A 21,762-nucleotide genomic window follows, 5' to 3' on the forward strand; every position below is an offset into this window, starting at 1 on the left:
GCGAGACGTTTACCACCGTGCGACCCTAACTGCGCCCGTGGACCGAGACCGACTCGTCATGGGGCTCGCGGCGGTGTTCGCGGGCATCACCATGCTCCTCGTCGTGTTGGCGTTCGCCTACCGACAGCTCCTGTTGCTGTTCGTCGCCCTCCCCTTCGGCGCGACGACCTACTTCATGTACGCCCACGTCAGCGGCCGCCTCCACGAGCGGTTCCGCCGGACGCGCGTCCGCGCCGACGCCGGACGCGGCGGGTTCGGCTTCCGGTCGGAGCGACGGCGGAGCGACCGCCGGGAGACCGGCGGGTTCGGCGCTGGGCCCCGCGGCGACCCACAAGAGGGACCGCGCGCCGGGCGGTTCGGTCCAGACGGCGGATTCGGCGGCGAACGCCGCCGCCGACAGCGAACTCGCGGCGACGGGCCGAACGTCCGCCCGCCGCGACGCGGTATGAGCCGACGGCAAGCCCTCGACACGCTCGACCTCGACGACGACGCCTCCGCGGACGAGGTGAAAGCCGCCTACCGGAGGCGCGTCAAGGAGACGCACCCGGACTCGAAGACCGGCGACGAGGAGGCGTTCAAGCGCGTCAACCGGGCATACGAGCGACTGAGCGACTGAGCGCGTCTCGTTTCCTCTCGCATTCGACCGCCACACGTCTCGTCGGGCGCGTTCGCGTCGCTTCCGTCTCGATTGTGTTACAGTCTCATGGCAATCGCTACCGCGGAAAGCGTTTTCACGGTCGGTTTCCTACCCGAGTCCATGAGCGCGGATCGGGCTCTCTTGGACGAGGCCCTTGAGCGCGGTGAGGAAGAAGGCGGGAACGTCGAGTTCAAAGAACGCCTCACCCGCGCCGTTCACCTGTCCGACGGCCGGATGGAGTCGCTCGCGGCGCAACTCAGACACCGAGTGCTCTCCGGCGACGGCGTGGCGACCTACGTGGTCGGCGTCACCGACGACGGCGGCATCGCCGGCATCCCGCCGGACGACTTCTCCGAGACCATGGACGTGCTGTCGCTTCTGGCCGAGGAGGCCGGGGCGCACATCGAGGACGTGGAGACGTGGGGCGTCGGCGACTCGGCCGAGCGCGGCCTCGTCGGCGTCGCGACCATCCGCGAGGGCGCGATGCTCGACGTGGACGACGACCACATCGTCGTCGGCACCGCGGGCCACGTCGACCACGGCAAATCGACGCTCGTCGGCTCGCTCGTGACCGGACAGGCCGACAACGGCAACGGCGGCACGCGGTCGTTCCTCGACGTGCAACCCCACGAGGTCGAACGCGGCCTGTCCGCGGACCTCTCGTACGCCGTCTACGGTTTTGCCGACGACGGCCCGGTCCACATGCGCAACCCCCACCGGAAGTCCGACCGAGCGCAGGTCGTCCAGGAGGCCGACCGACTGGTCTCGTTCGTCGACACCGTCGGCCACGAGCCGTGGCTCCGAACGACGATTCGCGGCCTCGTCGGCCAACGCCTCGACTACGGCCTGCTCGTCGTCGCCGCCGACGACGGCCCGACGCGGACGACCCGCGAACACCTCGGCATCCTGCTCGCCATGGAGCTTCCGACGGTCGTCGCCATCACGAAGGTCGACGCCGTCTCCGAGGAGCGCGCCGCCGAGGTCGAACGCGAGGTCGAGCGACTCCTCCGCGACGTGGGCCGGACGCCTCTGAGCGTCGAACGCCACGGCGTCGACGCCGCCGTCGAGGAGATAAGCGAGTCGGTCGTCCCGCTGTTCCTGACGAGCGCGGTCACGATGGACGGCCTCGACGACCTCGACCGGCTGTTCGAGGCGCTCCCGAAGCGGAGCGCCGCCGAGGGCGAGTTCAAGATGTACATCGACCGGACCTACTCGGTCACGGGCGTCGGCGCGGTCGCCTCGGGCACGGTCAACTCCGGGGCGGTCGAGGCCGGCGACACACTGCTCTTGGGACCGATGTCCGACGGCGAGTTCCGCGAGGTCGAGGTCCGCTCCATCGAGATGCACTACCACCGGGTCGACCGGGCCAACGCCGGCCGCATCGTCGGCATCGCCCTGAAGGGCGTCCGCGAGTCCGAAATCGAACGCGGTATGGTGCTCCTCCCCGCCGACTCGGAGCCAACCGCCGTCCGCGAGTTCGAAGCCGACGTGATGGTGCTCAACCACCCGACGCGGATTCAGGAGGGCTACGAGCCGGTCGTCCACCTCGAAACCATCTCCGAGGCGGCAATCTTCCACCCCGACGGCGGGCGGCTCCTGCCGGGCGACACCGGCACGACCCGCGTGGAGTTCAAGTTCCGCTCGTACTTCGTCGAGGTGGGCCAGCGGTTCGTCTTCCGCGAGGGGCGGTCCAAGGGCGTCGGCACCGTGACGAAGGTCGACTAGAATAGCACGGACGGCGACGCAGATTCGCCTCGCCGACGGTCAGGCCGCGTCTTCGACCGCGACGTAGCCGTCCGGTCGGTTTTCCGCCGCGTCGAACAGCACCGCCCAGTCGAGGAGCCGCGCGACTCTGTCGCGCCAGCGCGACTCCCACCCCTCGGGGTCGCGGTGGCGCTCCCAGTTCGGCACGGTCGGCTCGAACGCCTCGAACACCGCGTCCGCGGACGTCGGCTCGTCGCCGAGGGCGTCGAGCGCCTCGCGCGCGCCGAAGACGTTCTCTTCGAACGCGCTCCGCAGGTCGTCGGCGTCGGGGTCGTCGCGGACGCGCTCGAAGCCGCGGCTCACCTCGCGGGCGAGGCCGAGCGACTGGCAGAACACGAGCCAGTCGCGGCCCTCGTCGGGCGTCACGTCGAGTCGGGTCGCCACTCGGCCACAGCAGTCGTCTTCGGACCCCGGAATCAGGGGGACGGCGCGGTGGGCGTCCCACAGTCGGTCGAGGGAGTCAGGCGCGGGCGGGACCGGCTTGCGCCTCACAGTCCGAACGACTCGGCGAGCACGTCCTCGTCGGTCTCGCCGAGGGTGTACGTCGGCCCGTCGACCACGTCGACCGTGACCTGCGCGGGGCCGAACACGTCGGGGTCGACCTCGCCGAAGTCCCAGTCGGCGTCCTCGAACAGCTGTTCGAACGGAACGCCGTAGTCAGCCCCGGCCGTGGATATCGCGCGGTCGAAGTCGTCGAAGTCCTCGCTAACGGTGACGTGGACGCGCCCGCCGTAGGCGACGGCGTCGTTCGTCCGGCCCATGGCGACGCTCTCGTCGTAGCTGACGGGGGCGAGCGGGGCGGAGCCGTTGATAGAGAGGACGTTCGTCGGGTCGTACCCCGCCTCGAAGAGGTTGAAGACGGCGAGTTCGGCGGCGCGGGCCGCGCCCGTGACGCTCCCGACGAGCGAGCCGGTCGCGTAGGTCGGCAGGAAGACGGCGCTCGGTTCGAGGCCGGTCGTCTCCGCGACGTGTTCGGCCACCTCGTCGGTCGGAAGGTCGATGCTCTCGACGGCGAGGACCGTCAGGTCGAACTCGTCGTAGTAGCCGAGGTGGTGGAACTCCTCTTCCTCGCCGACCAGCGCGCGGGCCGGGCCGGAGCCGAGACCGTCGAAGCCGTCGAAGGTGAGCTCCCAACCGGCCTTCTGCGAGCAGAGGAGCGCGAGCGCCGGGCGGTCGGTGGAGAGTTCGACGTGCGGACGGGGCGTGCCGGCGACCTCGCCCATCCGCGTCTGTACCGTGGCGAGACCCGCGGTCTGAATCTCCGCGAGGAGCATCCCCGCTTCGACACCGCCGTCGGCGTCGACGCCGAAGTCGATGACCGTCGCGCCCGAGTCGAGTTCGTAGCCCTCGATGCCGAGCTCTCCGGCGAAGTCGAGCGCCTCGTCGACCAGTTCGATGGCCATCCGATTGATGCTGTCCATGCGAGGCGATTGCGCGCCTTCGGCTAAAGGGTTTGTCAGTCACCCACCGCTCCGGGTCGCGTGGACGTGTCTCGTGTCTCGTGTCTCGCACGGCGGACCCGCGTGGCGGGTCGCCGCGGCCCGCGAAGCTACTCGCGGTCGCGTCTCGCTTCCCGCCCGAGGTGGGCTTCGACGGCGTCGACCTTGTCGGCGGCCGTCTGGTCTTTCGTGCGCTTGTCGTCTATCTTCAGGAACGAGCTCACGCGGTCGCCGTCGACCGCCTTGTGAGCCGCGCCGACCGCCGCGAGCAGTTCGTCGATGTCGTCGGCCTCGATGACCGTTCCCATCGGGTTCGTCTCGTAGGCCACGTCGAAGTCGTCGAGGGCCGCGACGGCCTTTGCGACCTCGCCCGACATGCTCCCTTCGACGACCGGTGCGACGCTCAACATGGCGATGACTGTCATGGCCGTACCAACGCGGCACGCGGTAGTAAAACGGGGTGGGCCGAGCCAGCCGGGCCGGCGACCGAACCGACGAGGCTATGACCTCGAACAGCCACAGATTCCGATATGTTCCAGAGCCAACTCACTCGGCTGGCGCTCGTGTTGGGGGCGAACGTCGTCGGCGGGGTCACCCTCGGTTCGGCCATCGGCGGGGCCGTCGGCTACGCGGCGGAGTGGACCGTGACGGGTGCCGTCTTGGGACTGGCAGTCGCCGTCTTCGCCGTCCGTCGGTAGTCGCTCTCACCGAGAGCCGCCGCCGACCGGGCGCGCATCGCGCTTTTCTCGTCAGCCGACGTATCAGCGCCCATGAATCCGCGCGTCGAGAGAGCGCTCACGCTGGGCCGGGCCATCGCCTACGAGGTCCGGACCGAGCGGCTCACCTTCATGGCGGGCAGTATCGCCTACGGAGCGTTCGTCTCGCTGTTACCGCTGTTCCTGCTCGTCCTCGCGGCCGTCTCCGCCACCGGTAACAGCGGCCTCCGCGAGAGCGTCATCGCCGTCATCCAGTCCGTCTTGACCCCCGGCGCGGGCGACGTCATCGTCGCCGAACTGGAGTCGTCGACCCAACTGGCGAGCCTCTCCGTCGTCGGGGTGCTCGTGTTGGTGTGGGGGACGCTCCGCATCTTTCGCGGCCTCGACACCGCCTTCTCAGACATCTACGAGTCGGAAGCGGCCAACACCTTCGCCGACCAACTCTCCGACGGCATCGTCGTGCTCGTCACCGTCGCGGTCGCCGTCGTCGCCGGCGCGCTCATCGAGTCCGCGCTCCCGGCGCTCGACGGGGCGCTCGGGTGGGCCGTCTACCGCGGCCTCCTCGTCGGCGTCCTGTTCGTGACGTTCTACCCGATGTACTACATCTTCCCCGACGAGGACGTGACCTATCTGGAGGTCGTCCCCGGCACGCTCGTCGCCGCCGTCGGCCTGACGACCTTCGAGTCGCTGTTCCGGCTCTACGTCGAGTTCAGCAGTCGCGCCCCCGAATCGAGCGTCGTCGCCGGCATCCTCGTCCTCCTGACGTGGCTCTACTTCAGCGGGCTCGTCATCCTCCTCGGCGCGGCCGTCAACGCGGTGTTGTCGAACCGCTCGCGCGACGTGAACGTTCGCCCGCTGTTCGGCGGCGTCCCCCTCGACTCGCAGGTCGACACCGTGACTCGCGGGGAAGTGACCGCGGCCATCGAGCGACTCGACCGCCTCGTTGCGGCCGCGCCCGACGAGGACCTGACGCTTCGCGTCGGCGACGAGTCGGTCACACTTCCCCGGCCAGAGCGGGTCGTCACGGACACCGAAACCAGTCGGTTCCTGCCGGAGGGCCCCGTCAGACTGGAACTCAGATGGTCCTCGTGGCCTGACAGTCACGAGGAATGACGACGGGCGTTATGGGACTGGCGTGCGTATGCGACACTATGGCAATAAAGACACCAGCCCGCCCGACCCAGCCGGCGCGACCACTCGAAGAGGACCGAACGAAGTGGGAGGCCACCGAGACGACCGCCGAAACTGCCTCGCGAGCGGTCCGACCCCCGACCGTCGTCGAACACCGGCGACTGCCCGAGAAGAACTTCGGCGAGGCGCAACTCGTCTGGCGGTGTGACGACTGCGGCGAACTCGGCTCGCTGACCGCGTTCCCGTCGTCGTGTCCCGACTGCGGCGCGGGCCGCGAGGCGCTGTTCTACTTCACTGAGGACTGACCCCCTCGGTCGAGCGCGGTCCGCCACCGGCCGACCGCGACCGTTTTCCCGCCGGCCGACGATCCACGGATATGTACCTCTCTCACCCCGTCCGTCGCATGCGCGACGACCCTCTGGACGGCGAGGTCGTGGCGCTCCGCGTCGAACCAGCGGACGACGCCCGCGAGGCGCTCGAAACCCGCGTCGAGTCGCTCGGCGGAAGCCTCGAACGTGAACTCCGATTCGGCGGCGTCGTTGTCTCGCTCGCGGAGTCGGCCGTCTCCGACCTGTGCGAACTCGACGGCATCGAGCGAATCGAGACGGCCGACACGCTCGGCTACTGATTCTTCGCCCGCGCGTGCGAGAACGGGACGGTCCGCTCGGGCATTAGTGTCAACTACTTAGTAGACTCCCTGCGGACGTGGCGTATGGTCCGTCTGCCCTCCCGAATTGCGCGAGTGACCGGTGTCGTCGCCGCCGCACTCATCGCCCTCGTGACGTTCCCGACCGTATCATGAGCCCCCTCACCGACCTCGGGGGGCTCCCCCTGCTCGTCGCGTACCTGTTGCTCCTCGCGGGCACGGCCGTGCAGTATCGGCGCGAGAAGCTCTCCGGCACGCGGGCGGTTCTCCTCGTCGGGATGTGTCTCACGTGGCTCTCGTACGCCCTCTTGCAGGTGACGCAAGGCGGGGTCGTGCCGACGGGCACGCCGCTCAACTACGCCCTCGACGCGCTCGCCGTCGTCGTCCTCGTCGCCGGCGTGGCCGCGATGGCCTGGTGGTGGCGGACGCGGGACGAAACGTGAGAGTTTCCGGGGGCGCGTCGCTGACGGGGTTGCGTTCGGAGACGTGCGTCGGCCGGGTGTTCACCGAGCACCGTGAGATGAACGCAGGCGCACCGGCGAGACCGGCGGTCGAGTCGGTGAGACGGGGTTTGAGCCGAGCCGAGACGATTTCCTCGCGATGCTCGGAACTGCGTCTCGTCGGGTTCGAAATCCCAGCGTCCCGCATTCACAACTCACAGTCCGAGCGACACGCACAGCGGTCGCTCGGAAGGTAGATTCGTTGTAGAAGTGCGTCGGCTGGGATTTGAACCCAGGTTGTGACCATGGCAAGGTCACGTGATACCACTACACTACCGACGCATGTGGTGGAAGTGCGCTGGCTGGGATTTGAACCCAGGTTGTGACCATGGCAAGGTCACGTGATACCACTACACTACCAGCGCATTCCGCGTGTATCGTGGCGTGCTACTGCGTTACTCGATAGTGTCGGGTTGATAAATAAGGCTTGCGAAACGGGGGAGAAATCGGGCGACGGCGCGCCACCTGCTACCACGTGAGATTCGCCCTCGGCGACCTGTCGCCGACCGTGTAATTATGTACCACGCGACATTCGCCAATCTCCCGCAAACTGGGTCGTGGGACGCTCTATCACCCCAGAACGGATTCGCTACTCTTTTAGGTAGGCCCCCGGTACAAACGCCACAGTCTAGACGAGACGAGGATGAACCCGGCATGAAACTCAGCGTACTCGTGCCGTCCTCACTCGTCCGGGAAGCCGAAGACAAACGCGAGGCAACTCGCAAACTCGGCTACGTCGCCCGCGCGGCGGCGGTCTTCCGGGCGAACGAACTCGTCGTCTTCCCCGACGAAGACGGCGAGAACAAGTGGGGCGGCGAGTTCGTCGAAACCGTACTTCGGTACGCCGCGACGCCCCCCTACCTCCGCAAGGAGGTCTGGGGCAAGCGCGACGAACTCCGCTACGCTGGAATCTTGCCGCCCGTTCTCGTCGCGTCTACGACCGCGGACGACTCCGACGAGTCGCCCGCGTTGCGAGAAGGAATCGTGACCGAGGTCGGACCTGACGACCGCGTTCGGGTCAATTGCGGAATGCAACACCCGATCTCCCTGTTCGTCCCTCCCGGGATGGACCTCACAGAGGGAGAGCGCGTCGCTGTCAGGATCTCTTCGCGAGAACCGGTCCGTGCGCGGATCGTCGACGAGCCCCGTCCGGGCTTCGACGTATCCCGCATGGACCTCACGGAAGCACTCGGCAGGCCGGATGCGGGCGTGCGAATCGCCACGTCTCGCTATGGCGAACCGCTGTCGGTCCCCACATTGGGTGACTTGACGGCCCGCATCACCGATGCCGGCGGCATGACCGTCGTCTTCGGGTCGCCGGGCCGTGGGCTTCCGGACATGCTCGGGATGCCTCCCGAGGATGTTGCAGACGTCGAACCTTCCGTTGGTCCGGGGTTCGACCTCTGGCTCAATACGATTCCGCGACAGGGCAGTGAGGTCGTGCGAACAGAAGAAGCGATGTTCGCCTCCCTCGCCTCCCTGACACTCACGGAGTGAATCCATGCCACAACCAAGCAGACCACGAAAAGGCTCGATGGGCTTCAGCCCGCGCAAGCGAGCAGTCAAGGAGGTTCCACGCATCAAGTCGTGGCCGTCCGACGACGGCTCTCCCGCGCTGCAGGGCTTCGCCGGTTACAAGGCCGGTATGACCCACGTGATGATGGTCAACGACGAGGCAGACTCCCCCCGCGAAGGAATGGAGGAGTCCGTCCCGGTGACCGTCGTCGAGACGCCGCCGATGCGCGCCGTCGCCCTTCGCGCCTACGAGCAGACGCCGTACGGTATGAAGCCGCAGACCGAGGTCTGGGCGGGCGAGTTCCACGACGAACTCGACCGCGTCCTCGACCTGCCGGCAGAAGACACGTTCGACTCGGACGCCGACGCGCTTCGCGAGGCCGTCGAGGCCGGCGAAGTCGATGACCTCCGCGTCATCACGCACACGGTGCCCTCCGAGCTCGCGAACGTGCCCAAGAAGAAGCCCGACGTGATGGAGACTCGCGTCGGCGGCGGCTCCATGGTGGAGCGCGCCGACTTCGCCCTCGACCTCGTTGCCGAGGGCGGCGAACACGAGATGTCCGACGTGTTCCGCGCCGGCGAGTACCTCGACGCCGCGGGTGTCACGAAGGGTAAGGGTACGCAGGGTCCCGTCAAGCGATGGGGCGTCCAGAAGCGTAAGGGCAAGCACGCCCGCCAGGGCTGGAGACGCCGTATTGGCAACCTCGGCCCCTGGAACCCGTCCCGTGTCCGCTCTACGGTTCCGCAACTCGGTCAGACTGGCTACCACCAGCGCACCGAGCTCAACAAGCGCCTCATCGACCTCGGTGAGGGCGACGACGCCTCCGTCGACGGTGGCTTCGTCAACTACGGCGAGGTCGACGGCTCCTACGCGCTCATCAAGGGCTCGCTCCCGGGCCCCAACAAGCGCCTCCTGCGGTTCCGCCCGGCCATCCGGCCGAACGACCAGCCGCGCCTCGACCCCGAGGTGCGCTACGTCTCTACCGCATCGAACCAGGGTTAAACCATGCAGGCAACTATCCGAGACCTGAACGGCGACGACGCGGGCAGTATCGACCTGCCCGAGGTCTTCGAGACGGCTTACCGTCCGGACCTCATCAAGCGTGCCGTCATCGCCGCGCAGGCAAACCGAAAACAGCCGTACGGTGCCGACCCCTACGCCGGACTTCGAACCCCGGCAGAGTCCATGGGCAGTGGCCGTGGGATGTCCCACGACCCACGCCAGAACGGCGTCGCCCGACGCGTCCCGCACGCCGTCTCCGGCCGCCGCGCTCACCCGCCGAAGGCCGAAAAGGACCAGGGGAAGGAGATCAACACGAAGGAGCGTAAGCTCGCCGTCCGCTCGGCGCTCGCCGCCACGACGGACCCCGAGCTGGTCGCCGAGCGCGGTCACCGCTTCGACGACGACGTCGAGCTCCCCCTCGTCGTCTCCGACGACTTCGAGGACCTCGTCAAGACGAAGGAGGTCGTCGACCTCCTGCAGTCCCTCGGCGTCTACGACGACATCGAGCGCTCCGAGGAGAACAAGAAGGTCAAGGGCGGCCAGGGCAAGCTCCGCGGTCGCAAGTACACCCGTCCGAAGTCCGTCCTCTTCGTGACGGCCGACGAGCCCTCGAAGGCGGCTCGCAACCTCGCGGGCGTCGACGTCGCCACCGCGGCGAACGTCTCCGCCGAGGACCTCGCGCCCGGCACCCACGCCGGCCGCCTCACGCTGTTCACCGAGAGCGCGCTCGAGGAGGTCGCAGAACGATGAGCATCATCGAACACCCGCTGGTCACGGAGAAGGCGATGAACCAGATGGACTTCGACAACAAGCTCCAGTTCATCGTCCACATCGACTCGACGAAGTCCGACGTCAAGTCGGAAGTCGAGTCGCGCTACGACGTGACCGTCGAGAAGGTCAACACGCAGGTCACGATGAAAGGCAAAAAGAAAGCAACAGTTCGTCTCTCTGAAGACGACGACGCGCAGGAAGTCGCGTCGCGTATCGGGGTGTTCTAACCATGGGACGCCGAATTCAGGGCCAGCGTCGCGGTCGCGGTACGTCCACGTTCCGGGCGCCGTCGCACCGCTACAAGGCCGAGCTGTCGCACAAGAAGTCCGAAGACAAAGACACCATCTCGGGTACGGTCGTCGGCATCGAGCACGACCCCGCACGCAGTGCGCCCATCGCCCTCGTCGAGTTCGAGGACGAACAGCGCATGATTCTCGCACCCGAGGGTATCTCCGTCGGCGAAGAGCTTCAGATCGGCGTCTCCGCCGAGATCAAGCCCGGCAACACCCTGCCGCTCGCCGAGATTCCCGAAGGTGTCCCCGTCTGTAACGTCGAGCACCAGCCCGGCGACGGCGGGAAGTTCGCCCGCGCCTCCGGCGTGAGCGCGCAGCTTCTCTCGCACGACCGCAAGGTCGCTATCGTGAAGCTCCCGTCGGGCGAGGTCAAGCGCCTCAACCCCAACTGCCGAGCCACCATCGGCGTCGTCGCCGGTGGCGGCCGCACGGAGAAGCCGTTCGTCAAGGCAGGCAAGAAGTACCACAAGATGAAAGCGCGCGGTATCAAGTGGCCGCGCGTGCGTGGTGTTGCTATGAACGCCGTCGACCACCCGTTCGGTGGCGGCGGCCGGCAGCACCCCGGTCAGCCGAAGTCCGTCTCGCGGAACGCTCCGCCGGGCCGGAAGGTCGGTGACATCGCCTCCAAACGCACCGGTCGCGGTGGCAAGGGAGGTAAGTAACCATGAGTACGCAATACCGCACCGGCCGCGAAGGTGAGTTCACCTACCGCGGCTACACGCTCGACGAGCTGCAGGATATGGAGCTCGACGAGGTCGCGGAACTGCTCCCCGCTCGTCAGCGGCGAACCATCACCCGAGGCCTGTCGGCCGAGCACGAGAAACTGCTCGCGAAGGCTCAGGACAAGACGGAAGAGGAGACGGCTAACACGCCCATTCGAACGCACCTGCGCGACATGCCGATTCTCCCCGAATTCGTCGGTCTCACCTTCGCCGTCTACACCGGTCAGGAGTTCGAGCGCACCCAGATTCAGCCCGAGATGATCGGTCACTACCTGGGCGAGTTCCAGCTGACCCGTAGCTCGGTCGAGCACGGTCAGGCCGGTATCGGCGCGACCCGGTCTTCGAAGTTCGTGCCCCTCAAGTAAACCATGGGAATCAACTACAGCGTCGAGGCCGACCCGGACACCACGGCCAAGGGTATGCTCCGGGACCGGCCCATCAGCATCAAGCACAGCAAGGCCATCTCCCGCGCCATCAAGGGGATGCCCGTCGCCGACGCAGAGGAGTACCTCGAAGCCGTCATCGACGGCGAGCGGTCGGTTCCGTTCAAGCAGCACAACTCCGGCGTCGGTCACCGAAGCGACATCGACGGCTGGGACGCGGGACGGTACCCCGAGAAGGCGTCCAAGGCGTTCCTCGAACTCCTCGAAAACGTTCGCAACAACGCGACCGAACAGGGCTTCGACGGACCGGCCATGGAGATCAAGCACGTCGCCGCCCACAAGGTCGGCGAACGTCAGGGTCGCAAGCCCCGCGCCTTCGGTCGGGCGGACCCGTGGAACACCCCAATCTGTGACGTCGAACTCATCATCGAAGAGGTCGAGGAATAATGGCTGACGAACACCAATTCATCGAGAACGGACTGCAGCGGTCCCAGATCGACGAGTTCTTCGCAGAAGAGCTCGGTCGAGCGGGCTACGGCGGCATGGACGTCGCCAAGACGCCGATGGGCACCCAGATCGTGCTCAAGGCCGAAAAGCCCGGGATGGTCATCGGGAAAGGCGGGAAGAACATCCGTAAGGTCACCCGCGAACTCGAAGAGCGATTCAACCTCGACGACCCCCAGATCGACGTGCAGGAAGTCGACGAGCCGGACCTCAACGCCCGGATCGTCGCCGACCGCCTCGCCAACGCGCTCGAACGCGGCTGGTACTTCCGTAAGGCGGGTCACACGACCATCGACCGCATCATGGACGCCGGCGCCCTCGGTGCCGAGATCGTCCTCTCCGGAAAGGTCACGGGCGCTCGCTCCCGCGTGGAGAAGTTCAACCGCGGCTACATCAAGCACAACGGCGAGCCCGCACAGGAGATCGTCGACGAGGGCCAGGGCGTCGCAGTCATGAAGCTCGGCACCATCGGCGTGACGGTCAAGATCATCCCGCCGGGTGCGCGACTCCCCGACGACTTCGAAGTCGAGGAAGACGCCAACCCCGAGGCGGTCGAACAGATCGAAGAGACCGAAAGCGTCGAGGACCTCCTCGAAGAGGAGCCGGAGGAAGTTCCGGACGTCTCCGAGGAGGACGACGACGAGACGGACGCCATCGACGAAGACGTCGTCGAGGAAGCGGCCGTCGAAGCGGTCGAAGAGGAAGTCGTCGACGACGAAGCCGACGACGAGGACGAAGCGGTCGAGGAAGTCGTCGACGACGACGAGGAACTCGACGAAGACGTCGCCGAAGAGGCGGCCGACCTCGTCTCGGAGATGGAAGACGAAGACGACGAAACGGAGGAAGAATAAATGGCGATCCTCTACACCGAAGAGATTCGCGACATGACGCCCGCAGAGCGCACCGCCGAGCTCGAAGAGCTCGAGACGGAACTGCTCAACGCGAAGGCCGTTCAGGCCGCGGGCGGCGCGCCGGAGAACCCCGGCCGCGTCTCTGAACTGAAAAAGACCATCGCCCGAATCAAGACGATTCAGGGCGAAGAAGGCGACCTCGACGAAGAATAATGCCACTCACACCCGAGACTCTCACGCGACACGAACTCAACGGCCTCCACGTGGAGGTCGTCGACGCGGCGAACCCCGACCTCGTCGGGATAGCCGGTCGCATCGTCGTCGAGACGATGCACACGTTCATGCTCGACGACGGGTCTCGGGTGCGGCAGGTGCCGAAACGAGGGGCGACCTTCGAATTTGAGATTCCGCGTACAGATGAAGCCGCCGGCGCCGCGAAGGCGTCGGGGACCGCGTCCAAACTTCGGTCGGATACTACTGGCGGATTTGATGCCAGTCAGTCTGGCCGGCTCGCCGACTCATCATCGGCGGCTTCCCGTTCCGGGAATTGCGAGGGTGTGGCCTACGTTACGGTGGATGGCGCACAACTGCTCTCACGACCCGCCCTGCGCACCGAAACTACAGGTGACTCGAAATGGCGATAGGACTTGACGTTCCAATGCCTCCGGAACCTGACGATTCCGAGGCTTACGACTACGAAAAATGTCCGTTCTACGGCTCGCTCTCCGTCCGGGGTCAGACCCTGGAGGGGACGGTCGTCTCGACGGACATGGCAAAGACCGTCATCGTCGAGCGGGAGTACGACGTATTCGTTCCGAAGTACGACCGCTACATGAAGCGACGTTCCCGCATCCCGGCACACGTGCCGGGCGTGCTCGACGACGTCGCTGTCGGTGACGAAGTAACGATTGCGGAGACCCGACCTCTCTCGAAGACGAAATCCCACGTCGTCGTCGAGATTATCGGAGGTGACGAGTGATGGAAGCGCTCAAAGCGGACATCACCAAGGGTGTCGCCCGTGGCTCGCTGGTCACGTGCGCCGACAACACCGGCGCTCGTGAACTGAAGATTATCAGCGTCGCGGGTTACTCCGGTACGAAGAACCGCCACCCCAAGGCAGGCATCGGGGACAAGGTGACCGTTTCTGTCACCAAAGGTACCCCCGAGATGCGCCGCCAGGTGCTCGAAGCTGTCATCGTCCGCCAGCGGAAATCCATCCGCCGGCCCGATGGCACGCGTGTGAAGTTCGAGGACAACGCCGCCGTCATCATCGACGAGATGGAAGAGCCTCGCGGGACCGAAATCAAGGGTCCCGTCGCACGCGAAGTCGCCGAGCGCTTCGGGAGTATCGCATCGACGGCTACGATGATCGTATAGTATGACTCGACAACCGCGCAAACAGCGAACCCAGATTCGCGACGCGCCGCTCCACGAGCGGCAAAAGCAGGTCCGCGCACCGCTGTCGGCCGACCTCCGCGAGGAGTACGGCAACCGTAACGTCCGCGTCAACGCGGGCGACACGGTCGAGGTGCTCCGCGGCGACTTCGCCGGCGACGAAGGCGAAGTCACCGAGGTCGACCTCACGGACGCCGTCATCTACGTCGACGGCGTCACCGTTGAGAAAGCCGACGGCGAGGAGGCCCCACGCCCCCTTCAGGCCAGTAACGTCCGCGTGACGGAACTGGACCTCGAAGACGACGTGCGCGAGGCCCGACTCAAGGAGGATAACGAATGACTCGACACCAGAAGCGACTGTCCGTACCGAAGTCCTGGCCGGTCGAGCGCAAGACAGGCACGTTCACGGTCAAGGCCGGGGCGGGTCCGCACGGCGAGGCGGGGGTTCCCCTCATCATCGTCCTGCGCGACGTGCTCGGCTACGTTGACTCGAAGAAGGAGGCCCAGTACGCCCTCAACCACCAGAGTATTCTGGTCAACGGCGACGTGGCCTCCGACGTCCGCCGTCCCATCGGGATGTTCGACATCCTGGCGTTCGTCCAGCGAGAGGAGTACTACCGCGTCTTCCCCGACGAGGGAGGCCGCCTGGCGCTGACGCCCATCGACGCCGACTCGGCATCCAGCCGTCTCGGCAAGATCGTGAACAAGACGCAGGTCTCCGGTGGCGACTTCCAGCTGACGCTCCACGACGGGGCGACCCTCGTCGTCGAGGACGCCTCGGAGTACAGCGGCAAGGACTCCATCGTCGTCGACAACGAGACGAAGGACGTCGTCGCGCACTTCCCCTACGAGGAAGGCGCGCTCGTCACAGCTGTCAACGGGCAGCATGCTGGCGAAATCGGCGAGGTCACAGAGATAATCGTCACGCCCGGCAGCGGGAACAACTCCGTTGTCGTCGAGACCGAAGACGGCGAGTTCGAGACGGTCGAACAGTACGTCGTCGTCATCGACGAGAACTTCACGGGTGATGACGAATGAGCGAGGCTGACTTCCACGCGATGCGCGACCCGCGCATCGAGAAGGTCGTCGTCCACATGGGCGTCGGCGAAGGCGGTCGCGAACTCGCCAAGGCCGAGGACATCCTCGAGGAGATTACCGGTCAGGAGAGCGTTCGCACGATCTCCGGCCGAGCCTCGCAGGACTTCGGCGTTCGCCGCGGCGAACCCGTCGGCGCGAAGGTCACCCTCCGCGGTGACACCGCCGTCGAGTTCCTCGAAACCGCACTCCCCATCGCGGACCTCTCGGTCTCGTCGTTCGACGAGACTGGCAACTTCGGCTTCGGCGTCGAAGAGCACACGGAGTTCCCGAGCCAGGAGTACGACCCGCAGATCGGTATCTACGGGCTGGACGTGACGGTCAACCTCGTCCGCCCCGGCTACCGAGTGAAAAAGCGCGACAAGCGTTCCCGACAGATTCCGTCGTCCCACCGGATGACCGTCGAGGACGCCGTCGCGTTCATCGAGTCCACGTTCGACGTGGAGGTTGAAGAATGAGCGATAGCGAAACAGAACAGACGGGCGAGCACGCGTCCCGCCGCACCGGCCAGGAGAACGAGTGCCGGCGCTGCGGTCGAAAACAGGGACTTGTCAGCAAGTACGACATCAACCTGTGCCGCCAGTGCTTCCGAGAGATCGCCCGCGAGATGGGATTCAAGAAGTACCGATAAGAATGGCTGACAACGACCCACTCAGTAGCGCGCTTTCCGGTGTGGACAACGCCGAGAGCGTCGGACACCTGTCCCACGAGATCCAGCCCGCCTCCAACATCATCGGCTCCGTCCTCGAGGTCTTCTACGACCGCGGGTACATCGACGGCTTCGAGTTCGTCGACGACGGCAAGGCCGGTCTGTTCGAGGTTGAACTGAAAGGCGCAATCAACGATTGTGGCGTCGTCAAGCCCCGGTATTCCGCCGGAGCCGACGACTTCGAGAAATGGGAGAAGCGATTCCTCCCCGCCCGTGACTACGGCGCGCTCATCGTCACGACGAGCCACGGCGTCATGAGCCACTACGAGGCCCGCGAGAAGGGCATCGGTGGCCAGATCATCGCCTACGTCTACTAGAACAATGAGCCGAATAGAAATCGAAATCCCGGACGAGGTATCCGCCGAGGTCAAGAACCTCGAGCTCACCATCGAGGGCCCCAACGGAAGCGTCACAAAGCGCCTCTGGTACCCGAACGTCACGGTCTCCGCCGAAGACGCCGCTGTCGTCATCGAGAGCGACGTCGAGAACGCGAAGACCAACGCGACCATCGGTACCTTCGAGAGCCACGTGAACAACATGCTTCACGGCGCGACCGAAGGGTGGGAGTACAAGATGGAAGTCCACTACGCTCACTTCCCGATGCAGGTTAGTGTCGAAGGGAGCGACGTGGTCATCAAGAACTTCCTCGGCGAGAAGTCCCCGCGACGAGCGCAGATTCGCGGCGACACGGACGTACAGGTCGACGGCGAAGAACTCACCCTGACGGGCTCCAACAAGGAGGACGTCGGGCAGACCGCCGCCGACATCGAACAACTCACCCGCGTCAAGGACAAGGACACTCGCGTGTTCACCGACGGCGTGTACATCACCCAGAAACCGCAGACTGGTGATGCCTAATGTCGGAAGAAATCACCGAACTCGAAGACATCAGCGGCGTCGGCCCGTCGAAGGCCGACGCGCTCCGCGAAGCCGGCTTCGAGAGCGTCGACGACGTACAGGCCGCGAGCCAGTCCGAACTGGCCGAGGTCGACGGCATCGGGAACGCGCTCGCCGCGCGTATCAAAGCCGACGTCGGTGGCCTCGAGGTCTCCGACGAGTCCGAGGCCGAAGTCGAAGACGAGTCCGAAGCCGAGCCTGAGGAAGAGGAAGCCGAAGAAGTCGAGACGGAGCTTCAGCCCCGCGGTCACGCGGACAAGAAGCCCCAGCTCGACGGCGAAACCGCGGAAGCCCTGGCGCAGAAGCGCCGCGAGGGCAAGCCGCAGTTCAACCGGCAGGACCACCACAAGAAGAAGCGCACGCCCAAGTCGTGGCGTCGCCCCCGTGGCGGTCTCTCCAAACAGCGTATCGGCATCAAGGGCAAGGGCCCCAAGGTCGAGGCGGGCTACCGCACGCCGAAGGCCGCCCGCGGCCTTCACCCGTCGGGCTTCGAGGAGGTCCGCGTGTTCAACACGGACGATCTCGAAGGCATCGACGGTGATACGCAGGCAGTTCGCATCGCCTCCTCGGTCGGCGCGCGCAAGCGCGAGCGCATCGAGGAAGCGTGTGAGGACCGCGAGATTCGCGTCCTCAACCCCACCTACGTCGAAGTCGAGGTGGACAACTGATGACGGACCTCAAAGCGCAGAAGCGAATGGCGGCCGACGTCCTCGACGTCGGCAAGGGTCGAGTTTGGTTCGACCCCGAGGAACAGTCCGAAATCGCGGAGGCTATCACGCGCGAAGACATCCGTGAACTCGTCGACGAGGGCACGATTCGCGCCAAGGACGCCAAGGGCAACTCGAAGGGTCGCGCACGCGAGCGCGCCGCCAAGCGTTCCTACGGTCACCGCAAGGGTGCCGGCTCCCGCAAGGGCCGTTCCGGCGCTCGACAGAACAAGAAAGACGCATGGGTCAGCCGAATCCGCGCCCAGCGCCGTCGCCTGAAGGAGCTTCGCGAGGACGGAACGCTCGACCGTTCCCAGTACCGCTCGCTCTACAACAAGGCGTCCGGTGGCGAATTCGATAGCGTGGACCGGCTCGAAGCGTACATTCAGAACAACTACCAGGTGGAGATTCAATAATGGCGACCGGACCACGATACAAGGTTCCGATGCGGCGTCGCCGCGAAGTCCGGACCGATTACCATCAAAGGTTGCGCCTGCTGAAATCGGGCAAGCCCCGCCTCGTTGCTCGCGTGAGCAACAAGCACGTCAGGGCGCAGCTGGTCACTCCGGGCCCGCAGGGCGACGAGACCCACGCTGCAGCGACCTCTGCCGACCTCGACGAGTACGGCTGGGAAGCCCCCACGGGCAACCTCCCGAGCGCGTACCTCACGGGGTATCTGGCAGGTAAGCGGGCGCTGGCCGCCGGCGTCGAGGAAGCGGTCCTCGACATCGGCCTCAACACGGCCACGCCCGGGAACAAGGTCTTCGCGGTGCAGGAGGGTGCTATCGACGCTGGCCTCGAAATCCCCCACAACGACGCAGTGCTCGCTGACTGGGACCGCAACCGCGGTGTCCACATCGCCGAGTACGCAGAGCAGCTCGACGAGCCGCTCTACAGTGGAGACTTCGATGCCACGAACCTCCCCGACCACTTCGACGAAGTGCTCGGGAACCTTCAGGAGGACGAATGAGCAGAAATAACAACGGCTGGGAGCCGCGAACGCGGCTCGGCCGCATGGTGCAGAACGGCGACGTCACGTCGATGGACCAGGCGCTCGAGACGGGACTTCCGCTCAAGGAACCCCAGCTCGTCGACCAGCTCCTTCCCGGACTGGACGACGAGGTGCTCGACATCAACATGGTCCAGCGCATGACCGACTCCGGCCGCCGGGTGAAGTTCCGGTGTGTCGTCGCAGTCGGGAACCGTGACGGCTACCTCGGCTACGCTGAGGCCCGCGACGACCAGGTCGGCGGTGCCATCCAGAAAGCCATCGAGGTGGCGAAACTGAACATCATCAAGGTGGACCGCGGCTCGGGGTCGTGGGAAGACCGCGCAGGCGGCCTCAACTCCCTCTCGCGCAAGGCGGAGGGGAAGGCCGGCTCCGTGACGGTCCGCATCATCCCCGCTCCGCAGGGCCTCGGCCTCGCGGCCGCAGAGACCGTCCGCAACATCCTCGAACTCGCCGGCATCCAGGACGCCTGGACCAAGAGCGACGGGAACACCCGGACCACGGTCAACCTCGCGAAGGCGACCTACAACGCGCTCAAGAACGCGTCGCAGTCCCGCACGCCGCGGCGCGCTCGCGAAGTCCGTCAGGAGGTGCGCGAATAATGCAGGCTATCGTTCAGCTTCGCGGTGAGGTCAACATCGCACAGGACGTCCGCGACACGCTCACGATGCTCAACATCCACCGCGTGAACCACGCGACGTTCGTGCCGGAAACCGACGCCTACCGCGGAATGATCTCGAAGGTCAATGACTTCGTCGCGCACGGGGAACCGAGCGTCGACGTCGTCGAGACCCTCATCAGCACGCGCGCCGAGCCCGAGTCGGGCGACGGCGACATCACCGATGAGTGGGTCTCCGAGAACACCGACTACGACGATGTGGCCGCGCTCGCGCAGGCCATCGTCGACGAGGAGACGACCCTGCGAAAGCAAGGCGTCTCCCCCGTGCTCCGTCTGCACCCGCCGCGCGGCGGTCACCGCGGACAGAAGCACGTCACCAAGGAAGGTGGCCAGCTCGGTAAGCACAGCACCGAACAGATCGACGAACTCCTGGAGGACATGCGATGACGTCCAAGAAGCGACGCCAACGCGGCTCCCGCACGCACAGCGGCGGTACCCACAAGAACCGGCGTGGCGCCGGTCACCGTGGCGGCCGCGGCCGCGCCGGACGCGACAAACACGAGTTCCACAACTACGAGCCGCTCGGCAAGCACGGCTTCAAGCGACCCGACGTCCTACAGGACGACGTCGCCGAAGTCAAGATCCAGAAGCTCGACGAGGACGCGGCGCTCCTCGCGGCCGACGGAGTCGCCGAGAAAGACGGCGACACCTACGTCGTCGACGCTCGCGACGTGGCCGAAGACGGCTGGGAAGCCGACGTCGTGAAGGTGCTCGGTGGCGGGCAGGTCCGCAACGAACTGCACGTCGTCGCCGACGCCTTCACGGCCGGTGCCGTCGAACTCATCGAAGAGGCAGGCGGCGACGCCGAACTCTCCGAACGCGCTGAAGAAGCGGCCGAGGCCGAGGAATCGGCCGACGCCGACGAAGACGACGAGGAATAAATCATGGGATGGAAGGACGCCGCCGAACCAGTGCTTTCGCGGATGCCCGCAGTCGCCCGACCGGAGGGACACGTCCCGTTCCGCCGGAAGCTCGGGTGGACCGGCGGCATCCTCGTCTTGTACTTCTTCCTGACGAACGTGACGCTGTTCGGCCTCGACGCCGCGACCGCGAACGACCTGTTCGGTCAGTTCCGGTCTATCTTGGCCGGCCAGCAGGGCTCGGTGCTCCAACTGGGCATCGGTCCCATCGTTACGGCGAGCATCGTCCTGCAACTGCTCGGCGGTGCTGACCTGCTCGGACTCGACACGGACAACAACCCGCGCGATCAGGTCCTCTATCAGGGCCTCCAGAAACTGCTCGTCGGGGCTATGATCGTCCTGACGGGGGTGCCGATGGTGTTCGCAGGGAACTTCCTGCCGGCCGACCAGGCCGTCGCGACGTCGCTCGGCATCGGGACGTTCGGCGTTCGGAGTCTCATCTTCGCGCAGATCGCCGTCGGCGGCGTCCTCATCCTGTTCATGGACGAAATCGTCAGCAAGTGGGGCGTCGGCTCCGGCGTCGGCCTGTTCATCATCGCCGGCGTCAGCCAACAGCTCGTCGGCGGGCTGTTCAGCTGGCAGGGCCTCGGCGGCGCGTCCGGGTTCTTCCCGACGTGGATCGGCATCGTCACCGGTGCCATCGAACTGCCGGCCTCGCCGACCGACCTGCTGTCGACGATCTTCCTCGGTCAGGGCCAACTGCTCGCGCTCATCACGACGGTGCTCATCTTCGGCATCGTCGTCTACGCCGAGAGCGTCCGCGTCGAGATTCCCCTCTCGCACGCTCGCGTCAAGGGCGCTCGCGGTCGCTTCCCCGTGAAGCTCATCTACGCGAGCGTCCTGCCGATGATCCTCGTTCGCGCCCTGCAGGCGAACATCCAGTTCCTCGGGCGCATCCTCAACAGCCAGTGGGTCGGCATGCCAACGTGGCTCGGCCAGTACACGGGCGGACAGGTCACCGGTGGCCTGTTCTACTATCTCGCGCCAATCCAGTCGCGCTCCGACTGGATGTGGTTCCTCGGTCTCACGTCGGCCGACCCGCTCGACATCGCCATCCGCGTGCTCATCGACCTGATCTTCATGATCGTCGGTGGCGCGGTGTTCGCGATCTTCTGGGTCGAGACGACGGGCATGGGTCCGGAATCGACCGCGCGACAGATTCAGAACTCCGGGATGCAGATTCCCGGCTTCCGCCGCAACCCGCAGGTCATCGAGAAGGTCATGGAGCGGTACATCCCGCAGGTGACCGTCATCGGTGGCGCGCTCGTCGGCCTGCTCGCCGTCATGGCGAACATGCTCGGCACCATCGGTGCAGTCTCCGGGACGGGACTGCTCCTCACGGTCTCCATCACGTACAAGCTGTACGAGGAGATCGCGGAGGAACAGCTCATGGAGATGCACCCGATGATGCGCAACATGTTCGGCTCAGAGTAGCGAGCACCGACGCGCTCGACGGCCGCCGCGCGACGCGGCGAA

At 66.0% G+C, this 21,762-nt stretch carries 35 protein-coding genes and 2 tRNA genes; 32 read left to right on the top strand and 5 right to left on the bottom strand.

Translation table 11 applies throughout. The features are described from left to right. Positions 1–37 precede the first annotated feature (37 nt). Entirely contained in the window at positions 38–616 is a 579-nt protein-coding gene (locus IEV64_RS01650; protein ID WP_007275325.1) for a DnaJ domain-containing protein, read from the top strand. 141 nt (positions 617–757) lie between these two features. Next, the gene (locus IEV64_RS01655) at positions 758–2,362 is read left to right on the top strand and encodes a GTPBP1 family GTP-binding protein (protein WP_188422981.1); all 1,605 of its coding nucleotides are present in this window, start codon (positions 758–760) and stop codon (positions 2,360–2,362) included. A 39-nt stretch (positions 2,363–2,401) separates the two neighbouring features. On the opposite strand, the gene IEV64_RS01660 is transcribed toward IEV64_RS01655, so the two are convergent. The 3 genes from IEV64_RS01660 to IEV64_RS01670 all read right to left on the bottom strand — a co-directional run bounded on the left by IEV64_RS01660 (position 2,402) and on the right by IEV64_RS01670 (position 4,265). After that, positions 2,402–2,893, bottom strand: coding sequence for a double winged helix-containing putative transcriptional regulator (locus IEV64_RS01660; protein WP_049920562.1), 492 nt, complete (start codon positions 2,891–2,893; stop codon positions 2,402–2,404). Then, positions 2,890–3,822: a methenyltetrahydromethanopterin cyclohydrolase gene (mch, locus tag IEV64_RS01665; RefSeq protein WP_007275328.1), complete on the bottom strand. Its 933-nt coding sequence runs from the start codon at positions 3,820–3,822 to the stop codon at positions 2,890–2,892. Before mch ends, IEV64_RS01660 begins: the two co-directional genes overlap by 4 nt. Before the next feature lie 128 nt (positions 3,823–3,950). Continuing rightward, entirely contained in the window at positions 3,951–4,265 is a 315-nt protein-coding gene (locus IEV64_RS01670) for an MTH1187 family thiamine-binding protein (protein WP_007275329.1), read from the bottom strand. 105 nt (positions 4,266–4,370) lie between these two features. Here IEV64_RS01670 and IEV64_RS01675 point away from each other — a divergent pair, with 105 nt between their 5' ends. From IEV64_RS01675 to IEV64_RS01695, 5 genes are all read left to right on the top strand, one after another. Continuing rightward, the gene (locus IEV64_RS01675; protein WP_167321012.1) at positions 4,371–4,538 is read left to right on the top strand and encodes a hypothetical protein; all 168 of its coding nucleotides are present in this window, start codon (positions 4,371–4,373) and stop codon (positions 4,536–4,538) included. A gap of 72 nt (positions 4,539–4,610) precedes the next feature. Then, on the top strand, positions 4,611–5,669 hold the full coding sequence (locus tag IEV64_RS01680; RefSeq protein ID WP_007275330.1) for a YihY/virulence factor BrkB family protein: 1,059 nt from the start codon (positions 4,611–4,613) through the stop codon (positions 5,667–5,669). Positions 5,670–5,707: 38 nt separating this feature from the next. Beyond that, positions 5,708–5,992 carry a DUF7130 family rubredoxin-like protein gene (locus tag IEV64_RS01685; RefSeq protein ID WP_007275331.1) on the top strand — a complete coding sequence of 95 codons (285 nt, stop codon included), beginning with the start codon at positions 5,708–5,710 and terminating at the stop codon, positions 5,990–5,992. 71 nt (positions 5,993–6,063) lie between these two features. Further along, the gene (locus IEV64_RS01690) at positions 6,064–6,315 is read left to right on the top strand and encodes a hypothetical protein (RefSeq protein WP_007275332.1); all 252 of its coding nucleotides are present in this window, start codon (positions 6,064–6,066) and stop codon (positions 6,313–6,315) included. 170 nt (positions 6,316–6,485) lie between these two features. Continuing rightward, positions 6,486–6,776, top strand: coding sequence for a hypothetical protein (locus IEV64_RS01695; protein ID WP_007275333.1), 291 nt, complete (start codon positions 6,486–6,488; stop codon positions 6,774–6,776). A 268-nt stretch (positions 6,777–7,044) separates the two neighbouring features. Here the strand turns inward: IEV64_RS01695 and IEV64_RS01700 are convergent. Both IEV64_RS01700 and IEV64_RS01705 read right to left on the bottom strand, forming a co-directional pair. After that, a tRNA-Gly gene (locus tag IEV64_RS01700) sits at positions 7,045–7,115 on the bottom strand. 12 nt (positions 7,116–7,127) lie between these two features. Continuing rightward, positions 7,128–7,198: transfer RNA gene (locus tag IEV64_RS01705), tRNA-Gly, on the bottom strand. Positions 7,199–7,487: 289 nt separating this feature from the next. On the opposite strand from IEV64_RS01705, the gene IEV64_RS01710 reads away from it, so the two are divergent. The 25 genes from IEV64_RS01710 to secY are packed head-to-tail and all read left to right on the top strand — an operon-like array spanning position 7,488 to position 21,720. Then, positions 7,488–8,330: a putative RNA uridine N3 methyltransferase gene (locus IEV64_RS01710; RefSeq protein WP_007275334.1), complete on the top strand. Its 843-nt coding sequence runs from the start codon at positions 7,488–7,490 to the stop codon at positions 8,328–8,330. A gap of 4 nt (positions 8,331–8,334) precedes the next feature. Beyond that, on the top strand, positions 8,335–9,351 hold the full coding sequence (locus tag IEV64_RS01715; RefSeq protein ID WP_004969581.1) for a 50S ribosomal protein L3: 1,017 nt from the start codon (positions 8,335–8,337) through the stop codon (positions 9,349–9,351). Between the two features lie 3 nt (positions 9,352–9,354). Further along, complete coding sequence (gene rpl4p / locus IEV64_RS01720; protein ID WP_188422982.1) at positions 9,355–10,101, top strand: 50S ribosomal protein L4; 747 nt, start codon at positions 9,355–9,357, stop codon at positions 10,099–10,101. Then, positions 10,098–10,349: a 50S ribosomal protein L23 gene (locus tag IEV64_RS01725; protein WP_004042614.1), complete on the top strand. Its 252-nt coding sequence runs from the start codon at positions 10,098–10,100 to the stop codon at positions 10,347–10,349. The genes rpl4p and IEV64_RS01725 overlap by 4 nt, the downstream gene beginning before the upstream one ends. Before the next feature lie 2 nt (positions 10,350–10,351). After that, a complete protein-coding gene (locus tag IEV64_RS01730) occupies positions 10,352–11,077 on the top strand; it encodes a 50S ribosomal protein L2 (protein WP_004042612.1) in 726 nt (241 codons plus the stop codon). Positions 11,078–11,079: 2 nt separating this feature from the next. Next, on the top strand, positions 11,080–11,502 hold the full coding sequence (locus IEV64_RS01735; protein ID WP_004974913.1) for a 30S ribosomal protein S19: 423 nt from the start codon (positions 11,080–11,082) through the stop codon (positions 11,500–11,502). A 3-nt stretch (positions 11,503–11,505) separates the two neighbouring features. Further along, entirely contained in the window at positions 11,506–11,967 is a 462-nt protein-coding gene (locus IEV64_RS01740) for a 50S ribosomal protein L22 (protein ID WP_004042608.1), read from the top strand. Continuing rightward, the gene (locus IEV64_RS01745) at positions 11,967–12,875 is read left to right on the top strand and encodes a 30S ribosomal protein S3 (protein ID WP_007275335.1); all 909 of its coding nucleotides are present in this window, start codon (positions 11,967–11,969) and stop codon (positions 12,873–12,875) included. Before IEV64_RS01740 ends, IEV64_RS01745 begins: the two co-directional genes overlap by 1 nt. Further along, positions 12,876–13,088: a 50S ribosomal protein L29 gene (rpmC, locus tag IEV64_RS01750; RefSeq protein ID WP_004062417.1), complete on the top strand. Its 213-nt coding sequence runs from the start codon at positions 12,876–12,878 to the stop codon at positions 13,086–13,088. Continuing rightward, a complete protein-coding gene (locus tag IEV64_RS01755; protein ID WP_007275336.1) occupies positions 13,088–13,519 on the top strand; it encodes a ribonuclease P protein component 1 in 432 nt (143 codons plus the stop codon). Before rpmC ends, IEV64_RS01755 begins: the two co-directional genes overlap by 1 nt. Further along, entirely contained in the window at positions 13,510–13,854 is a 345-nt protein-coding gene (locus IEV64_RS01760) for a 30S ribosomal protein S17 (protein WP_042663561.1), read from the top strand. The genes IEV64_RS01755 and IEV64_RS01760 overlap by 10 nt, the downstream gene beginning before the upstream one ends. Then, positions 13,854–14,252, top strand: a complete 399-nt coding sequence (locus IEV64_RS01765; RefSeq protein ID WP_004042597.1) for a 50S ribosomal protein L14 — start codon at positions 13,854–13,856, stop codon at positions 14,250–14,252. The genes IEV64_RS01760 and IEV64_RS01765 overlap by 1 nt, the downstream gene beginning before the upstream one ends. A 1-nt stretch (position 14,253) precedes the next feature. Then, positions 14,254–14,610 (top strand): 50S ribosomal protein L24, encoded by a 357-nt coding sequence (gene rplX, locus IEV64_RS01770; protein WP_004969587.1) that lies wholly within the window; start codon positions 14,254–14,256, stop codon positions 14,608–14,610. Further along, positions 14,607–15,308, top strand: a complete 702-nt coding sequence (locus IEV64_RS01775; RefSeq protein ID WP_007275337.1) for a 30S ribosomal protein S4e — start codon at positions 14,607–14,609, stop codon at positions 15,306–15,308. Before rplX ends, IEV64_RS01775 begins: the two co-directional genes overlap by 4 nt. Continuing rightward, positions 15,305–15,823 (top strand): 50S ribosomal protein L5, encoded by a 519-nt coding sequence (locus tag IEV64_RS01780; RefSeq protein WP_004969589.1) that lies wholly within the window; start codon positions 15,305–15,307, stop codon positions 15,821–15,823. The genes IEV64_RS01775 and IEV64_RS01780 overlap by 4 nt, the downstream gene beginning before the upstream one ends. After that, on the top strand, positions 15,820–15,996 hold the full coding sequence (locus IEV64_RS01785) for a 30S ribosomal protein S14 (RefSeq protein WP_004042587.1): 177 nt from the start codon (positions 15,820–15,822) through the stop codon (positions 15,994–15,996). The genes IEV64_RS01780 and IEV64_RS01785 overlap by 4 nt, the downstream gene beginning before the upstream one ends. A 2-nt stretch (positions 15,997–15,998) precedes the next feature. Beyond that, entirely contained in the window at positions 15,999–16,391 is a 393-nt protein-coding gene (locus IEV64_RS01790; protein ID WP_004042581.1) for a 30S ribosomal protein S8, read from the top strand. 4 nt (positions 16,392–16,395) lie between these two features. Next, positions 16,396–16,932 (top strand): 50S ribosomal protein L6, encoded by a 537-nt coding sequence (locus IEV64_RS01795; protein WP_007275338.1) that lies wholly within the window; start codon positions 16,396–16,398, stop codon positions 16,930–16,932. Next, positions 16,932–17,639 (top strand): 50S ribosomal protein L32e, encoded by a 708-nt coding sequence (locus tag IEV64_RS01800; RefSeq protein ID WP_188422983.1) that lies wholly within the window; start codon positions 16,932–16,934, stop codon positions 17,637–17,639. Before IEV64_RS01795 ends, IEV64_RS01800 begins: the two co-directional genes overlap by 1 nt. After that, positions 17,639–18,094 (top strand): 50S ribosomal protein L19e, encoded by a 456-nt coding sequence (locus IEV64_RS01805; protein ID WP_004969594.1) that lies wholly within the window; start codon positions 17,639–17,641, stop codon positions 18,092–18,094. Before IEV64_RS01800 ends, IEV64_RS01805 begins: the two co-directional genes overlap by 1 nt. Then, on the top strand, positions 18,094–18,648 hold the full coding sequence (locus IEV64_RS01810) for a 50S ribosomal protein L18 (RefSeq protein ID WP_004969595.1): 555 nt from the start codon (positions 18,094–18,096) through the stop codon (positions 18,646–18,648). The genes IEV64_RS01805 and IEV64_RS01810 overlap by 1 nt, the downstream gene beginning before the upstream one ends. After that, on the top strand, positions 18,645–19,289 hold the full coding sequence (locus tag IEV64_RS01815) for a 30S ribosomal protein S5 (RefSeq protein ID WP_049920563.1): 645 nt from the start codon (positions 18,645–18,647) through the stop codon (positions 19,287–19,289). The genes IEV64_RS01810 and IEV64_RS01815 overlap by 4 nt, the downstream gene beginning before the upstream one ends. Then, positions 19,289–19,753: a 50S ribosomal protein L30 gene (locus tag IEV64_RS01820; RefSeq protein WP_007275340.1), complete on the top strand. Its 465-nt coding sequence runs from the start codon at positions 19,289–19,291 to the stop codon at positions 19,751–19,753. The genes IEV64_RS01815 and IEV64_RS01820 overlap by 1 nt, the downstream gene beginning before the upstream one ends. After that, positions 19,750–20,247, top strand: a complete 498-nt coding sequence (locus IEV64_RS01825) for an uL15m family ribosomal protein (protein ID WP_004969598.1) — start codon at positions 19,750–19,752, stop codon at positions 20,245–20,247. Before IEV64_RS01820 ends, IEV64_RS01825 begins: the two co-directional genes overlap by 4 nt. A 3-nt stretch (positions 20,248–20,250) precedes the next feature. Beyond that, entirely contained in the window at positions 20,251–21,720 is a 1,470-nt protein-coding gene (gene secY, locus IEV64_RS01830) for a preprotein translocase subunit SecY (protein ID WP_004969599.1), read from the top strand. Positions 21,721–21,762 lie beyond the last annotated feature (42 nt).

It is taken from the genome of Haloferax sulfurifontis, from assembly GCF_014635105.1.
Taxonomy (GTDB): Archaea; Halobacteriota; Halobacteria; order Halobacteriales; family Haloferacaceae; genus Haloferax; species Haloferax denitrificans.

Bases quoted from the DNA above. Each gene is read 5' to 3' on its own strand.
- IEV64_RS01800 (WP_188422983.1), top strand. From the start codon at position 16,932: ATGTCGGAAGAAATCACCGAACTCGAAGACATCAGCGGCGTCGGCCCG.
- IEV64_RS01815 (WP_049920563.1), top strand. From the start codon at position 18,645: ATGAGCAGAAATAACAACGGCTGGGAGCCGCGAACGCGGCTCGGCCGC.
- mch (WP_007275328.1), bottom strand. From the start codon at position 3,822: ATGGACAGCATCAATCGGATGGCCATCGAACTGGTCGACGAGGCGCTC.
- IEV64_RS01690 (WP_007275332.1), top strand. From the start codon at position 6,064: ATGTACCTCTCTCACCCCGTCCGTCGCATGCGCGACGACCCTCTGGAC.
- IEV64_RS01735 (WP_004974913.1), top strand. From the start codon at position 11,080: ATGAGTACGCAATACCGCACCGGCCGCGAAGGTGAGTTCACCTACCGC.
- IEV64_RS01675 (WP_167321012.1), top strand. From the start codon at position 4,371: ATGTTCCAGAGCCAACTCACTCGGCTGGCGCTCGTGTTGGGGGCGAAC.
- IEV64_RS01810 (WP_004969595.1), top strand. From the start codon at position 18,094: ATGGCGACCGGACCACGATACAAGGTTCCGATGCGGCGTCGCCGCGAA.
- IEV64_RS01725 (WP_004042614.1), top strand. From the start codon at position 10,098: ATGAGCATCATCGAACACCCGCTGGTCACGGAGAAGGCGATGAACCAG.
- IEV64_RS01820 (WP_007275340.1), top strand. From the start codon at position 19,289: ATGCAGGCTATCGTTCAGCTTCGCGGTGAGGTCAACATCGCACAGGAC.
- IEV64_RS01795 (WP_007275338.1), top strand. From the start codon at position 16,396: ATGAGCCGAATAGAAATCGAAATCCCGGACGAGGTATCCGCCGAGGTC.
- rpmC (WP_004062417.1), top strand. From the start codon at position 12,876: ATGGCGATCCTCTACACCGAAGAGATTCGCGACATGACGCCCGCAGAG.
- IEV64_RS01695 (WP_007275333.1), top strand. From the start codon at position 6,486: ATGAGCCCCCTCACCGACCTCGGGGGGCTCCCCCTGCTCGTCGCGTAC.
- IEV64_RS01730 (WP_004042612.1), top strand. From the start codon at position 10,352: ATGGGACGCCGAATTCAGGGCCAGCGTCGCGGTCGCGGTACGTCCACG.
- IEV64_RS01715 (WP_004969581.1), top strand. From the start codon at position 8,335: ATGCCACAACCAAGCAGACCACGAAAAGGCTCGATGGGCTTCAGCCCG.
- rplX (WP_004969587.1), top strand. From the start codon at position 14,254: ATGACTCGACAACCGCGCAAACAGCGAACCCAGATTCGCGACGCGCCG.
- IEV64_RS01745 (WP_007275335.1), top strand. From the start codon at position 11,967: ATGGCTGACGAACACCAATTCATCGAGAACGGACTGCAGCGGTCCCAG.
- secY (WP_004969599.1), top strand. From the start codon at position 20,251: ATGGGATGGAAGGACGCCGCCGAACCAGTGCTTTCGCGGATGCCCGCA.
- IEV64_RS01710 (WP_007275334.1), top strand. From the start codon at position 7,488: ATGAAACTCAGCGTACTCGTGCCGTCCTCACTCGTCCGGGAAGCCGAA.
- IEV64_RS01740 (WP_004042608.1), top strand. From the start codon at position 11,506: ATGGGAATCAACTACAGCGTCGAGGCCGACCCGGACACCACGGCCAAG.
- IEV64_RS01755 (WP_007275336.1), top strand. From the start codon at position 13,088: ATGCCACTCACACCCGAGACTCTCACGCGACACGAACTCAACGGCCTC.
- IEV64_RS01775 (WP_007275337.1), top strand. From the start codon at position 14,607: ATGACTCGACACCAGAAGCGACTGTCCGTACCGAAGTCCTGGCCGGTC.
- IEV64_RS01805 (WP_004969594.1), top strand. From the start codon at position 17,639: ATGACGGACCTCAAAGCGCAGAAGCGAATGGCGGCCGACGTCCTCGAC.
- IEV64_RS01680 (WP_007275330.1), top strand. From the start codon at position 4,611: ATGAATCCGCGCGTCGAGAGAGCGCTCACGCTGGGCCGGGCCATCGCC.
- IEV64_RS01685 (WP_007275331.1), top strand. From the start codon at position 5,708: ATGGCAATAAAGACACCAGCCCGCCCGACCCAGCCGGCGCGACCACTC.
- IEV64_RS01790 (WP_004042581.1), top strand. From the start codon at position 15,999: ATGGCTGACAACGACCCACTCAGTAGCGCGCTTTCCGGTGTGGACAAC.
- rpl4p (WP_188422982.1), top strand. From the start codon at position 9,355: ATGCAGGCAACTATCCGAGACCTGAACGGCGACGACGCGGGCAGTATC.
- IEV64_RS01785 (WP_004042587.1), top strand. From the start codon at position 15,820: ATGAGCGATAGCGAAACAGAACAGACGGGCGAGCACGCGTCCCGCCGC.
- IEV64_RS01760 (WP_042663561.1), top strand. From the start codon at position 13,510: ATGGCGATAGGACTTGACGTTCCAATGCCTCCGGAACCTGACGATTCC.
- IEV64_RS01670 (WP_007275329.1), bottom strand. From the start codon at position 4,265: ATGACAGTCATCGCCATGTTGAGCGTCGCACCGGTCGTCGAAGGGAGC.
- IEV64_RS01825 (WP_004969598.1), top strand. From the start codon at position 19,750: ATGACGTCCAAGAAGCGACGCCAACGCGGCTCCCGCACGCACAGCGGC.
- IEV64_RS01655 (WP_188422981.1), top strand. From the start codon at position 758: ATGAGCGCGGATCGGGCTCTCTTGGACGAGGCCCTTGAGCGCGGTGAG.
- IEV64_RS01780 (WP_004969589.1), top strand. From the start codon at position 15,305: ATGAGCGAGGCTGACTTCCACGCGATGCGCGACCCGCGCATCGAGAAG.
- IEV64_RS01765 (WP_004042597.1), top strand. From the start codon at position 13,854: ATGGAAGCGCTCAAAGCGGACATCACCAAGGGTGTCGCCCGTGGCTCG.